Origin of the sequence: Syntrophotalea sp., from assembly GCF_050253115.1 — a bacterium.
Taxonomy (GTDB): domain Bacteria; phylum Desulfobacterota; class Desulfuromonadia; order Desulfuromonadales; family Syntrophotaleaceae; genus Syntrophotalea; species Syntrophotalea acetylenica.
Genome location: NZ_JBFWJQ010000054.1, coordinates 1,062 through 15,187 on the forward strand (window position 1 = coordinate 1,062; position 14,126 = coordinate 15,187).

Annotated in this window: 13 protein-coding genes; 11 read left to right on the forward strand and 2 right to left on the reverse strand. The window is 60.9% G+C overall.

Annotation, left to right across the window (positions count from 1 at the left end; genetic code table 11):
• Positions 1–49 precede the first annotated feature (49 nt).
• The gene (locus AB7E65_RS07450) at positions 50–2,014 is read right to left on the reverse strand and encodes a TonB-dependent receptor plug domain-containing protein (protein ID WP_428745569.1); all 1,965 of its coding nucleotides are present in this window, start codon (positions 2,012–2,014) and stop codon (positions 50–52) included.
• A 324-nt stretch (positions 2,015–2,338) separates the two neighbouring features.
• On the opposite strand from AB7E65_RS07450, the gene AB7E65_RS07455 reads away from it, so the two are divergent.
• The 11 genes from AB7E65_RS07455 to AB7E65_RS07505 all read left to right on the forward strand — a co-directional run bounded on the left by AB7E65_RS07455 (position 2,339) and on the right by AB7E65_RS07505 (position 13,565).
• Complete coding sequence (locus AB7E65_RS07455) at positions 2,339–3,433, forward strand: AAA family ATPase (RefSeq protein ID WP_072287055.1); 1,095 nt, start codon at positions 2,339–2,341, stop codon at positions 3,431–3,433.
• 153 nt (positions 3,434–3,586) lie between these two features.
• The gene (gene larB / locus AB7E65_RS07460; RefSeq protein ID WP_072287054.1) at positions 3,587–4,345 is read left to right on the forward strand and encodes a nickel pincer cofactor biosynthesis protein LarB; all 759 of its coding nucleotides are present in this window, start codon (positions 3,587–3,589) and stop codon (positions 4,343–4,345) included.
• Positions 4,342–5,526 carry a nickel pincer cofactor biosynthesis protein LarC gene (gene larC / locus AB7E65_RS07465; RefSeq protein WP_320360640.1) on the forward strand — a complete coding sequence of 395 codons (1,185 nt, stop codon included), beginning with the start codon at positions 4,342–4,344 and terminating at the stop codon, positions 5,524–5,526. Before larB ends, larC begins: the two co-directional genes overlap by 4 nt.
• Positions 5,527–5,529: 3 nt before the next feature.
• Positions 5,530–5,982 (forward strand): phosphatidylglycerophosphatase A family protein, encoded by a 453-nt coding sequence (locus AB7E65_RS07470; protein WP_072287052.1) that lies wholly within the window; start codon positions 5,530–5,532, stop codon positions 5,980–5,982.
• Between the two features lie 67 nt (positions 5,983–6,049).
• Positions 6,050–7,282 (forward strand): competence/damage-inducible protein A, encoded by a 1,233-nt coding sequence (locus tag AB7E65_RS07475; protein ID WP_428745572.1) that lies wholly within the window; start codon positions 6,050–6,052, stop codon positions 7,280–7,282.
• 8 nt (positions 7,283–7,290) lie between these two features.
• Positions 7,291–7,851, forward strand: coding sequence for an RNA 2',3'-cyclic phosphodiesterase (gene thpR, locus AB7E65_RS07480; protein ID WP_320360638.1), 561 nt, complete (start codon positions 7,291–7,293; stop codon positions 7,849–7,851).
• Positions 7,852–7,899: 48 nt separating this feature from the next.
• Positions 7,900–8,925, forward strand: coding sequence for a recombinase RecA (gene recA / locus AB7E65_RS07485; RefSeq protein WP_072287050.1), 1,026 nt, complete (start codon positions 7,900–7,902; stop codon positions 8,923–8,925).
• Position 8,926: 1 nt separating this feature from the next.
• Positions 8,927–10,093, forward strand: coding sequence for a type IV pilus twitching motility protein PilT (locus AB7E65_RS07490; protein ID WP_072287049.1), 1,167 nt, complete (start codon positions 8,927–8,929; stop codon positions 10,091–10,093).
• A complete protein-coding gene (locus tag AB7E65_RS07495; RefSeq protein ID WP_072287048.1) occupies positions 10,077–10,538 on the forward strand; it encodes a regulatory protein RecX in 462 nt (153 codons plus the stop codon). The genes AB7E65_RS07490 and AB7E65_RS07495 overlap by 17 nt, the downstream gene beginning before the upstream one ends.
• Before the next feature lie 10 nt (positions 10,539–10,548).
• Entirely contained in the window at positions 10,549–13,197 is a 2,649-nt protein-coding gene (alaS, locus tag AB7E65_RS07500) for an alanine--tRNA ligase (RefSeq protein WP_428745570.1), read from the forward strand.
• Between the two features lie 23 nt (positions 13,198–13,220).
• Entirely contained in the window at positions 13,221–13,565 is a 345-nt protein-coding gene (locus tag AB7E65_RS07505; RefSeq protein ID WP_072287046.1) for a cupin domain-containing protein, read from the forward strand.
• A gap of 116 nt (positions 13,566–13,681) precedes the next feature.
• Here AB7E65_RS07505 and AB7E65_RS07510 read toward each other — a convergent pair.
• The coding region (locus tag AB7E65_RS07510) for an ATP-binding cassette domain-containing protein (RefSeq protein ID WP_428745571.1) at positions 13,682–14,126 on the reverse strand (445 nt) is incomplete at its 5' end.

Genomic DNA, 14,126 nt, shown 5'->3' on the forward strand with positions numbered 1-14,126 from the left:
GCCCGACTGTTGTCACCAACAAATACAGGATTCAAAAACTTCCTGATGATCAGAACTTCCAGGTCACCCCGCCGTACATGGCACGGCCGGCATGGGGAATGCCATAGCTGGTCACGTAATCCGCATCAAAGGCATTGTGGATGCCGAAATACAGATCCAGCGCGTTCGCCACTTTTTTGCTGAGCCGGAAATCGAACACCAGGTATTCCGGTATGCGCTTTTTGATCGTAACATCATCGTTGTAGGTATAGGCGTTGGCCACCCACATGGCGCTGCCGTAAACACTCATGTTCCAGGGCAGCTGGTAGGCCGCTTCCAGCACCACCTTGTGTTCGGGTCTATTCTGAAGCTGGTCGCGGTTGCTGTCGGAACTTTTATCCTCGCTGTGCAGGTAGGAATAACTGGCACGCAGCAACAATTCGTCGAAATAACGGTTTTCGGCCGCCACTTCCACGCCGTAGAATTCGTATTTTTCGTAGTTTTGCACCTGAACTTCGCCATCGGGCCGTTCAATGAAATCCTCAATGTCCATATAAAAACCGGTCAGTGAAACCGTGGTGGCGGCAGGCAGGTCCTGCTCGAAGCCGACTTCGGTGTTCCAGGTCACCTCGGCATCCAGATCCAGATTGCCCCGTTCCGGATCATACAGATCGCGCAGGGTCGGGAAGCGGATCTTGCGGGCATGGGAGGCCTTCAGGCGGGTTCCGTCGAAAAGGTCGTAGCGCAGACCGACAAGGTAGGTGTAGTCCCCATCGGACTTGTCCGCCCGGTCCTGCCAGTGGTAACCGCCCCCCAGCACCAGACCGAGTTTGGGCAGCGGAGTGACCTCGTATTCGAATGTCGTGGCATACAGCTGAAAGTTACCGGAAGCATCCACCGTCGAAAGCCTGCCGCGGTTGTTGACGGAAAAACCCAGGGCTTCATAGTCGTTGTTTTCGTACATAACACCCAGGGTCGCGACACCATATCGCTGCATGTCGTAACGCAGCTGGCCATTGATCCCGGAAATCTGGGTTTCGGCATCGGTGCGGGAGGTCCCCGGCGCCCCGGCGCCCTGCGTCTCGTAATCCGAGAGGTAGCGATTTTCAAGGGTGTTTAGCTTGTTGTAGTAGGCCCAGCCCTTGAAGCTCAGGGGTCCCTTGAAATCGTGATCCAGCGCCACCTGCGCGTTGAACCCTTCGTCCTCCTCACGCTCGTAGCGCAGGTTGGGGGCAAAATCATCCTCCACGGCTACCGGAGGCTTGCCAAAATCACTCTTGAGATAATTTACCGTCATCCCGATCAGGGTGGCGTCGGTGGGAGCGAAACCGATATTGGCGAACAGATTGTCCCGCTCGTAATCGCTGTTTTCCCGCTCACCGCCATCCTCGGTGCTGCTCGGCGAAAAATGATCGGAAAGTTCCCAGTAGTCCCTTTCATAGAGGCTGCCGCTGACAAACACATCATACCGGTCCGCACCGTAGCCAGCGGTGGCGCGCAGCAGTTGCGTATCGCCTTCGGCAAGTTCAACCCCGGCGGAACCATGGGCTCCCCTGGCGCCTTTCTTGGTGATAACATTGATAACCCCGGCGTTGCCGCCGGCGCCGTAGAGGGACGAAGCGCCGCCGGTGGTGACCACGATCTCGGCGATATTTTCCACCGAGATCAGGTTCGGCGCAAACTGGCCATCGGAGGTGGCGTTGAAGGGGGTACCGTTGAGCAGCAACTTGACATGCCGGGTGCGCAATCCGCGGATATCGATGCGCGGCGTACCGTCACCGCCGACACGGACCGTCACCCCCGGCAGCAGATTGATCGCCTCATCCAGGGTGCGCACACCACGCTTCTGGATTTCTTCGGCGGTCACCTTGTGCGTAACACCCACCGATTCGACAACCGAAGCCTCACCGGACACGACAACCTCGCCGAGCCGGTACACCTCTTCGTCAGCTGTCGCGGCCTGTAAATTCGCCGCACCACCGGCCATCATGGCCCCGACCAACATCGCGGCCAACCGTACTTTGATTGACTTCATTTCCGAGTTCCTCCATCTCCAATTAAATGAGTTCTACCCGACATGGTTCGCCAGAAAACAGGGATTAACCCTATAAAAATAAGAACTTTTTCGTGAAACGCTATCGTTTCGGCAATATAGCGAAGCCTCCACAGCGTTGTCAACTCGTTTACCAAACGATTCCTGACAAAAAACCTGTTTTTTGGAGATTGTTACGCTTTATTTGGGAAAAACCGAACATACGTATTTTTAGTTTTTGAAAGCATCCAGTCCGTATCCTATAATGGGTCACCGCGATGACAGCATCAGCATGGCACCCATTCACCGCAGGGTCAGGAGCTCACCGTGACCAAAAAGATTTTCGTTGCCGCCACCGGCCAGGAATGCGGCAAAACCACCACCAGTATTTCCCTGCTGCACATGGCACGTAAAAAATACCGGCGGATCGGTTTCATCAAGCCGCTGGGCCCCAAACCTACCATTTACAAGGGACGCTGGGTCGATCTGGACGCGGCCCTGATCGCGGAAATCTTCAATCTCGATGAGGATCTCGATTTGATGTCGCCGGTCGTGCTGCAGCCCGAATCGACCCGGCATCTGCTGGATGGCAAGATTTCCGCCGACTCTTTGAAAGATAAAATCGTCGAAGCTGCCGCGGAACTTGCTAAGCGTTGCGACTTTCTGGTGATCGAAGGCGCCGGCCATGTCGGCGTCGGTTCCGTCGCGCAACTCAGCAACCCGGACATGGCGCGGCTGCTGGACGCCCCGATGCTGATGGTCACGAATGCCGGCATCGGCAAGGTCATCGACAACGTACATCTCAACCACGCCCTTTGCCTGCAAAAGCAGGCCGACCTGCGCCTGATACTGGTCAACAAGCTGCTTCGCCCCAAACGTGAGACGGCCCTGAAATATCTGAATATCGCCTTCAGGGATATGCCGTTTCAAATCATGGGCGGATTCAACTACTCGCCCATCCTCGCCAATCCGACGGTCAAACACATCGCCAATCTGCTGAACGCATTCCTCAGGGGAAACCAGGACGCCGCCCAGCACATCATCCACCATGTACATCTCGGCGCGGCCTCCACCCAGCGCGTTTCCGACCTGCTGCAGGAATCGACCCTGATCATTGTCACCAGCACCCGCAACGAATTGCTGGTCACCCTGGCGGCCCTTTACAACATACCGGAATACCAATCCAAAATCGTCGCCCTGGTAATTCCCGGCCTCTATCCCATATCCAAAGTCACCCAGCAGATCCTCGACCGCAGCAACATCCCTTACATGCGGGTGGAAAAGCTCAGCAGCGCCGAAGTCTTCTCGGCCATCGCCAACGACACGGCCAAAATCCACCCCGAGGACAAGGAAAAAATCAGCCTGCTGCAGAAACTCGCCGAAACCGCCATTGATTTCGATGCGATCGATGGGTTGTTCTGACTCCTGCTCCAGGCGCTGTGTCACCGAAGCAGCATGGTCGGCCATGCATTTCCAAATCCTTGCGCGACCCCTCACCGAACAACATTTATCCTTTGTTTTTGCGGTCTGAATTGTTATCGTTTGGGTCTTCCATTCGCGCAAGGACAAACACCCATGGATCCCGATCGTCTAAAAACCTGCCTGATGGCCATCCGCTCCGGCGAACTGTCGGTCGCAGATGGCCTTGACCGACTGACCACCCTGCCCTTCGAGGATGTCGGCGATGCCCTTGTCGATCATCACCGGGGGCTGCGTCAGGGAGCGCCGGAGGTTGTTTTCGGCGAGGGGAAAACCTCCGATCAGATCCTGCGCATTGCCGAGGGGCTTCTCAATGCTGGCAGCAATATGCTGGCAACCCGCCTCGATGCCGACAAGGCTTCGGCTCTGATGAAAGTTTTCCCGGACGCCGAATACGATCCACTGGGGCGCACCCTGACCATCGTCCGCCATCCGCCACAGAGCACGGGGCTCGGCACTGTCCTGGTGGTCTGCGCTGGCACTTCCGATCTGCCGGTTGCACGGGAGGCGGCCACCACTGCGCGCATGTTCGGCAATGCGGTGGAAGAGTTGGTCGATGTCGGCGTTGCCGGCCTGCACCGGCTGCTGGCGCACCTCGACCGACTGCGCAGTGCCTCGGTAATCATTGCCGTGGCCGGCATGGAGGGCGCACTGCCCTCGGTGATCGGCGGGCTGGTGGCCGCGCCGGTCATCGCGGTGCCCACATCCGTCGGCTACGGCGCTGCCCTCGGCGGTGTAGCGGCGCTGCTTGGCATGCTCAATTCCTGCGCGGGAGGTATCACCGTGGTCAACATCGACAACGGTTACGGCGCTGCCTGCGCCGCAAACCGCATCAACCGGAGGCCTCAGCCATGAGCGTATTGTTCCTCGACACCTTCGCCGGCATCTCCGGCGACATGTTCCTCGGCATGCTGATCGACCTGGGCGTACCGCTGGAGGTCATTACCGCCGGACTGGAAAAACTCCCCGTTACAGGTTACCGGTTGCGTCAGGAACGCACCGAACGCCAGCACATCGGCGCCTGCAAAATCGTGGTTGAACACGCGGAACAGCATCATCACCGCACCTGGCGGCAAATCGACGCCATGCTCGCCGACTGTCCGCTAAATCCAGCCGTTATCGGCCTCGCACGCCGCATATTCCGCCGCATCGGCGAGGCCGAAGCCAAAATTCATGACCGCCCCCTTGAAGAAGTACATTTCCACGAAGTCGGCGCCGTCGATTCCATCGTCGACATCGTCGGCGCCGCCATCGGCCTGCATCACCTGAGTCCGGCGCGCGTCATCTGTGCCCCGTTGCCCCTGACCCGCGGCACCGTGGATTGCGCCCACGGCAGTTTTCCACTGCCCGCTCCGGCGACCCTGGAGATCCTGCGGGGGCTGCCCACGGTGGGCGATGCAGCCACCGTGGAACTGGTCACGCCGACCGGCGCCGCCATCGCTGCCGAGATCGCCCGCTTCGGCGACCTTCCGGCGATGACCCTCGATCGTGTCGGCTACGGAGCCGGCGACCGGCAGTTGAGCGATCGGCCCAACCTGCTGCGCGGCCTGCTGGGCGTTGCCGACGATCCCTGGGAAGGGGAAACGGACCGCGTGGCAACCCTCGAATGTCACCTGGACGACGCCAACCCCGAGTGGCTCGGCGCCCTCATGGAGCGGTTGCTGAAAGCCGGAGCCCTGGATGTGGGCTTCGCGCCGCTGCAAATGAAAAAAAACCGCCCCGGGGTCCGCCTCACGGTGGTGGCCGAACCCCACAGCGCCGCGATGCTTGCCCGCCACATCCTGCGCGAGAGTACCGCTGGAGGGGTCCGCTGCCTGGAAAGCCGCCGTTTCAAGCTGCGCCGCGATATCCGTAGTGTAAACACGCCGCTTGGCGAGGTCCTGGTCAAGCTGTTTTACGATGGGCAGTGCCTGGTGCGGTTGTCTCCCGAATTCGAAAGCTGTCGGGATCTGGCGGACCGCAGCGGCCGGTCCCTGCCCGAGATCTACCGCCTCGCGGAGCGGTCCGCGGGGGACCTTTTCCCCGTGAAAGGCTGAAGCATGCGTCGTTTTATCCTGTTTTTCGCCAGCAATGCCGGTCTCGGCTATGCTCCCGTCGCATCGGGCACCTTTGGCACCCTGGCCGGCGTCCTGGTTTTCTACCTGCTGGCTCCGCTGCCGGCCGCCATCTACCTGATGAGCTGGGCTGCCCTGCTGTTTCTGTCCTTCTGGATCTGCGACGCCGCCGGTATCATTTACGGGCAGGCAGACGACGGCCGCATCGTCATTGACGAGCTCGTCGGGTATCTGGCGACGGTCGCCCTGCTGCCCTTCTCCTGGCGAAACGCATTGCTCGGATTTGTCTTTTTTCGCCTGTTCGATATCGTCAAACCGCCGCCGGCACGGCAGATCGACCGGCACATGAAAAATGGCATCGGCGTGGTGCTGGATGACGTGGTCGCCGGCCTCTACGGCGCTCTGGCGCTACGACTGGCTTTGAACTGGCTGCCCTGAAAGCTTGCCGGCAAGGAATGCCGCTTAACACACCCAACACGCAACCCCTGGAGCAGTTGTCATGAGTCTGAATATCGCGGTACTGACGACCGGCGACGAGCTGGTCAATGGGGAAATGTCCGACACCAACACCGCCCGTATCGCCCAGCTTCTGGGAGCCTGGGGCTACGCGGTCAGGGAATCCCGCGCGGTCGGTGACGACGAGGCGGAAATCGAAGCGGCCCTGCACGACATGACCGCCAGACGCGAAGTGATTATCGGCACCGGCGGTCTGGGCCCCACCGACGATGATCTCACCGCGCGCGTGGCCGCCCGAACCTTCGGACGGCGGCTGGTGCTCAATGAGGAAGCCCTGGCGCAGATCCGCCGTTTTTTCGAGCAGAAAAACAGGGAGATGCATCCGCGCAACGAAAAACAGGCACTGCTGCCGCAAAAATCCGTCATCCTTCCCAACCGCCTCGGCACCGCACCGGGTTTTTACCTGCGCCACGGCAACTGCGACCTGTTTTTCCTGCCCGGGGTGCCCCGCGAGATGATCGCCATGCTCGAGGAGCAGGTGCTGCCCCGCCTGCAGGAGCGCAGCGGCGGCAGCACCCCCCTGCAGGAACGCATCCTGAAGGTTTTTGGCCTGTCCGAGCCAAAGATCGAGGAACTCTTCGTCCAGGCCCCGCTGGCGCAGGGTGTACAACTGGCCTACGGCGTCGACTTCCCCTTCGTGCATGTCAAGTTGCGCGCCAGTGGCAGTGAAGCCGGTGAACAGCTCGACCGGGCCGAACTGCATGCCCGCAAATTACTGGAACCCTTTGTATTCGCCGTTGGCAAGGAAACCCTGGCGGCCAACGTCGCGCGCATGCTGACGGACGCCAACCTTACACTGGCCCTGGCCGAATCCTGCACCGGCGGCCTGGTCAGCCAGATGCTTACCGACATTCCAGGCGCGTCACGCTTTCTGGAGCGGGGTGCGGTGACCTACTCCAACAGCGCCAAACGGGATTGGCTGCAGGTGCCGGACGAGATTCTGCGCCAGGACGGCGCCGTCAGCCGCGCCTGCGCCCGGGCCATGGCCCGGGGCATAAGACAGAGCGCCGGCACCGATCTGGGACTGGCCGTTACCGGTATTGCCGGGCCCGATGGCGGCACCCCGGAAAAACCGGTCGGCACGGTTTTCCTGGCCCTGAGCGCTGCGGATCAGGAGCGGGTGCAAGGCTACCGTTTCAGTGGCGACCGCGAGCAGATCCGGCGCATCTCGGCTTGTATGGCCCTGGAATGGCTGCGGCGCTACCTCGCCGGCGAAAGCTGAAATCCGGCATGCAAACGCTTCGCGCCTTTATTGCCATGCCCCTGGAAGGCACGGTTTTCGACAGGATTGTGAATCTGCAGCGGGAACTTGCCACCCGGCTGCCGACGGTGCGTTGGGTGTCGCCCGAAACCCTGCACCTCACACTGGCCTTTCTGGGTGATATCCCCGAAGAATCGCTTGAAAAAATCGGCACGTCTATGCTATCGATAGGAGATATTTTCGCCCCTGCCGAGGTGCGGATCGGCGGGCTCGGAGCTTTCCCGGATCTGAAACGCCCCAGGGTTGTCTGGCTGGGACTGCAAGGCGACGAGGCGCTGCGCAATCTGCATACGGCTGTCACCGGCATGTTAAGCCGGTTGCAGATGCCGCCGGACGACAAGCCCTTCAGGCCTCACCTGACCCTGGGACGCTGCCGTCAGCCTGACCCGGCCATCGGCCGGCAACTGGCTCCCTTCCTGGACAGGCAATGCGGCCAGCTGCGGTTGACCCGCCTGATATTGTACGAAAGCCGCCTGACGCCACGGGGCGCGATACATCTGCCACGCCGCGAAACGCCGCTGCGGGGTTGAAGGCGCCCGCGAAATGCAAACACATCACCCCTGGAGGATATCCGGATCATGACGACCGACAATCGAGAACGTGCCATCGACCTGGCCATGAGCCAGATCGAAAAACAGTTCGGCAAGGGCAGCATCATGCGCCTCGGCGAGGACGCCGTCGTGCCGGACGTCGCCACCATTCCGACCGGAGCCCTGAGTCTCGATATCGCCCTGGGAGTTGGCGGCATACCGCGCGGTCGCGTTATTGAAATCTACGGCCCGGAATCCTCGGGCAAAACCACCCTGGCGCTGCATATCGTGGCCGAGGCACAGAAAAAAGGCGGCATCGCCGCTTTCGTCGATGCCGAGCACGCCCTGGATATCCACTATGCCCGCAAGCTTGGCGTCCGCACCGATGATCTGCTGGTATCCCAGCCAGATACCGGCGAACAGGCGCTGGAGATCACCGAGGTGCTGGTGCGCAGCGGCGCCATCGACGTGCTGGTGATCGACTCCGTAGCCGCCCTGGTGCCGCGCGCCGAAATCGAAGGCGAAATGGGCGACGCCCACGTCGGCCTGCAGGCGCGCCTCATGTCCCAGGCTCTGCGCAAATTGACCGGCACCATCAGCAAATCCAACTGCTGCGTGATCTTCATCAATCAGATTCGCATGAAAATCGGCGTCATGTTCGGCAATCCCGAAACCACCACCGGCGGCAACGCGCTTAAATTCTATTCCTCGGTACGCATGGACATCCGCAAGATCGCCACCCTCAAGCAGGGCCAGGACGTCATCGGCAGCCGCACCCGGGTCAAGGTGGTCAAGAACAAGGTCGCGCCGCCCTTCAAGGAAGCCGAGTTCGATATCATGTACGGTCAGGGCATTTCCCGTGAAGGCGACGTCCTCGACCTCGGCGCCGATGCCGATATCGTCGAAAAAAGCGGCGCCTGGTATTCCTTTTCCGGAGAACGTATCGGACAGGGTCGTGAAAATGCCAAACAGTTTCTGCGTGAACACCCGGAAACCTGCCAGGCCATTGAAGAACGTCTGCTGCAACATTTCGGCCTGAAACCGGCCGACGTCGCCGCCGAAGAGGCCCAATGACATGGAACTGAACAACATACTGGCCGTCGCCCTTAAAGCCAAAGCCTCGGATATCCACATCAAGTCGGGCCTGCCTCCCATCTACCGCATCGATGGCGCCCTGCGGCCGTTGCCCAAGGCCGACCGGCTCGATGCCGATGGCGTGCGCAACATGGCCTACGGCATCATGAACAAGCACCGCCAGGAACACTTCGAAAAGCATCATGAAGTCGACATGGCCTACGGTGTCGCCGGGCTGGGGCGCTTCCGCGTCAACATCTTCTCCCAGCGCGGCAGCATCAGCATGGTGTTCCGCGTCATCCCCTTCTCCTGCCCGGCTATCGACGACCTGTATCTGCCGCCGGTCATCAAGAAGATCGCCATGGAATCGCGCGGCATGGTGCTGGTCACCGGCGCCACCGGTTCGGGCAAGTCGACCACCCTGGCAGCGATGATCGACTATATCAACACCCAGCGCACCGAGCACATCATCACCGTCGAAGACCCCATCGAGTTTCTGCATCGCGACAAGAAGTGCATCGTCAACCAGCGCGAGGTCGGCAGCGATACCGACAGCTTTGCGGCTGCCCTCAAACACGCGCTGCGACAGGATCCCGACGTCATTCTGGTTGGTGAAATGCGCGACCTGGAGACCGTCGAAACCGCCCTGCACGCCGCGGAAACCGGCCACCTGGTACTGGCCACCCTGCACACCATCGACGCGCCGGAGTCAATCAACCGCATCGTGTCGGTCTTTCCGCCTCACCAGCATCGCCAGATCCGGGCCCAGCTTTCGGGAATCCTCAAGGCCGTCATATCCCAGCGCCTGGTGCCGCGCGCCGACGGCAAGGGACGTGTGCCCGCGGTGGAAGTCATGATCTCCACCGCCCGAACCCGCGACCTGATCGACGACAAGGAAAAAACCAAGCTGCTGCGCGACGCCATCCAGCAGGGATTCGTCGCCTACGGCATGCAGACCTTCGACCAGTCCCTGATGTCCCTGTACCGCAATGAACTGATCACCTTCGAGGAAGCGGTGCGTCAGAGTTCCAATCCTGACGACTTCAAGCTCAAGGCTTCCGGGATCTCCTCGGCTTCGGACCTGAGCTGGGACGACTTTGACAAAAAGGAAGAAAAGCAGCAAGAGGACGAGCAGGACATCATTCGCAGCCATGGCAGCTCAACCTGACGCCTGGAGTTGCGCCTTGCGGCTGCTGTCGCGGCGGGAGCTTTCCGAGGCAGGATTGCAGGAGAGATTGCGGCGCAGGGGGTTTGGCGAAGAGGAAATCACGCAGACCCTGACGCGCTGCCGCGAATACAGGTATGTCGACGATGAACGATTTGCGCGCCTGCGCGCCCGCCAGCTGCTGTCCGCCGGACGCGCCGTCGGCCCCGCCCTGCTGATCGACCTGAAACAACAACGTATCGGCGAAACCGTCGCCCGCGAGGTTATCGCCGCATTGGAGGAGGAATTCAGCCAGGCAGAAATACTCCAGGAACTCTGCCAGCGCCGTTTTCCCGATTTCGACTACCGAACAGCCGATGACCGGACCCGCCGCAGGGTCTTCAACTACCTGCGACGGCGCGGCTTCGCTCCGGCGCTGCTGTTTCAATATTTCACCCAGGAGAGGTAGCATCAAGCTCATGACCGGCAACGAAATCCGCACCCGTTTTCTGCAGTTTTTCCAGCAGCGCGGCCACTCGGTGGTCCCTTCCTCGGCGTTGATCCCGCACAACGACCCGACCCTGCTGTTTATCAATGCGGGCATGAACCAGTTCAAGGACGTGTTCCTCGGCCGGGAAAAGCGCGACTACACGCGGGCCACCTCGGCACAGAAATGCGTCCGCGCCGGAGGCAAGCACAACGACCTGGAAAATGTCGGACAAACAGCCCGTCACCACACCTTTTTTGAAATGCTCGGCAACTTCTCCTTTGGCGACTATTTCAAGCATGACGCCATCACCTATGCCTGGCAGTTTCTGACCGAGGAGATGCGCCTGCCCAAGGACAAGCTGTGGGTCACTGTGTTCCGCGAGGATGATGAAGCCTACGGCATCTGGCGCGACCAGATCGGCATCCCCGAAGAGCGGCTGATCCGCATGGGCGAAAAGGACAACTTCTGGTCGATGGGCGATACCGGTCCCTGCGGCCCTTGTTCGGAAATCCTCATCGACCAGGGCGAATCGATGTCCTGCGGCGCCAACTGTGGCATCGGCGACTGCGACTGCGACCGCTACCTGGAGCTGTGGAATCTGGTATTCATGCAGTTCAACCGCGATGCCGACGGCACCATGAGCCCCCTGCCCAAGCCGTCCATCGACACCGGCATGGGCCTGGAGCGCATCTCCGCCGTCATGCAGGGGGTACAGAGCAACTACGACTGCGACCTGCTGCGCGGCATCATCGCCTATGTCGAGGAACTGTCCGGAAAACGCTACGGCGACGACGCAGCCCACGACATGTCCATGCGGGTCATCGCCGACCACAGCCGCGCCACCGCATTCCTGATCGCCGACGGTGTGCTGCCGAGTAACGAAGGGCGCGGTTACGTATTGCGCCGCATCATGCGCCGCGCCGCCCGTCACGCCAAAATGCTCGGCTTCGGCGAACCGGTGCTGTACCGCACCGCCACCTTCGTGCTGCAATCGATGGCCGACGCCTATCCCGAGCCGGCACAGCGCGCCGATTATGTCGCCAGGATCGTCAAGCTCGAAGAAGAGCGATTCATTCAGACTCTCGACAACGGCCTGCGTATCCTCACCGAGGAAGTCGAGCGCCTCAAGGCCGCCGGGGCCAATACGCTGCCGGGCGGCGTCGCCTTCAAGCTTTACGACACCTTCGGCTTCCCCCTCGACCTGACCGCCGACATCCTGCGGAGTGAAAACGTCATCATTGATGAGCAAGGCTTCGAGGCCTGCATGGAAGAGCAGCGCCAGAAAGCCCGCGAACACTGGAAGGGTTCCGGCGAGGAAGCTATCGCCGGCATCTACCGCCAGCTTGCCGAGGAAGGGATCAAAAGTTTCTTCACCGGTTACGATACCCTGTCGGACCGAAGCGATATTCTCGCCATTTTAGTCGATGGGCAAACGGTCGCCAGTGCGCCGGAGGGGGCCAAAGTCGAAATCGTCACGGCCGCCACCCCCTTTTACGGGGAATCGGGCGGCCAGACCGGAGACCATGGCATCATCACCACCGCCGATGCCCGGGTCAGCGTCCGCGACACCAGAAAACCTCTGCCGGAACTGCTGGTACATGTCGGTGAGGTCGCCTCCGGTACGCTGCGTACCGGCGATGCCGCGACACTTGAGGTCGATGCTGAGCGCCGCCGGGCCACGGCCCTCAACCACACTGCCACACATCTGCTGCAGGCAGCCCTCATCGAGGTGCTGGGCGATCACGTCAAACAGGCCGGCTCGCTGGTAACCCCGGAGCGGTTGCGCTTCGATTTCGTCCACTTCTCGGCCATGACCCCGCAGGAACTGGACAAGGTCGAAACCCTGGTCAACTGCCGCATTCGCCAGAACGCCGGGGTTGACACCCGGGAGATGGCCCACGAAGAGGCTGTCGGCGCTGGCGCCACCGCCCTGTTCGGTGAAAAATACGGCGAAAAGGTCCGCGTGGTACGGGTCGGGGACATCAGCATGGAACTGTGTGGCGGCACCCACGCCCAGGCCTCGGGCGATATCGGCCTGTTCAAGATTTTGCAGGAAACCGGCATCGCCGCCGGCGTGCGCCGTATCGAAGCGGTGACCGGCACCAAAGCCCTGGAGGTGATCAAGGATCAGGAGCGCACTCTCGATCACCTTGCAAACCTGATCAAAACCGATCGCCCTCAGCTCGAAACGCGCCTGCGCAAACTGCTGGAGCGGCAGAAGGAGCTGGAACGGGAAGTGGAATCCCTGCAGGGCAGGCTCAACGCCGACCAGGCCGGCGATCTGCTACGGCAGGCCGTCGCAATCGACGGCGTCAGCGTGGTCTGCGGCCGGGTCGACAATCTCGACGGCAAAGCCCTGCGGGAGCTGGCCGACCAGGTCCGTGAACGGATGACCTCCGGCGTACTGGTCCTGGGCAGCGCTCACGACGGCAAGGCCGGGCTGCTGGTAGCCGTCACCAAGGATCTCACCAGGCGCCTGCAGGCCGGCGCGCTGGTCAAGCAACTGGCCGCCATGGTCGGCGGCGGTGGTGGCGGGCGTCCCGATCTGGCTCAGGCCGGCGGCAGCAAACCCGAATTGCTCGGCGAAGCCCTCGCCAGCGTACCGCAGGTAATTACCGAGGCCCTCAACGCCGCCTGAAGGGCCTCTGACCGGGAGCATCCATGAAAAGCACCGTTATACGTACCGCCGAGCAGGAAGAATATCTGCACCCCAGGCACGACCGTTTTTTCCTGCGGGACGTGGTGACTGCCGAACTTAATCCGGCGCTATCACTGCACCGTGGCCGTATCGAGGCGGGGGGGGAGATCCGCCCCCACGTCCATGAAGGGCAGACGGAAACTTTCTACATCCTCGGCGGCGAAGCCATCTGCACCGTCAATGGTGTGGAACACCGCTTCGGCGCCGGCTGTTGCGTCGTAGCGCCTCCGGGTGCAAACCACAGTCTGAAAAACATCGGTGACGAGCCAGTTGATCTGCTGGCCATCTTTACCCCGCCGCTGAAATAAATGCGCAGAACTCAAACAGCCGACGATGCCATATCGTCGGCTGTTTTTTCACATACTTTGCCGTTGCGGCCTGGCCTCCCCACGTTCGACAAAGCCTCGGCACATATCAGGCGCAGCTACGGACTGATGGACTGCAACGTCTTTTCCTCCGTCGGCCCGCCGCCTTCGATATCCACGCTCTGCATAAGTGAAAGCCTCGCGTAGATGCCGCCGCGACCGATCAGCTCCCGGTGTGTGCCCCGTTCGACAATCTCGCCATGGTGCATGACGAGTATCTGGTCGGCGTTGCGGATGGTATTGAGGCGATGAGCGATGACAAAACAGGTGCGTTTGGCCATAAGCCGCTGCAAAGCGTCCTGAATCAGAAGTTCCGTCTCCGAATCGACGCTGGCGGTCGCCTCGTCCAGGATCAGGATGGGGGCATCCTTCAAAAGCGCCCGCGCAATACCGACCCGCTGCTTTTCCCCCCCGCTGAGTTTTACGCCACGTTCACCGACGCGGGTATCGTAACCAACATCAATCGCCGCTATGAAATCGAGGCAATTGGCGGCTCGCGACGCA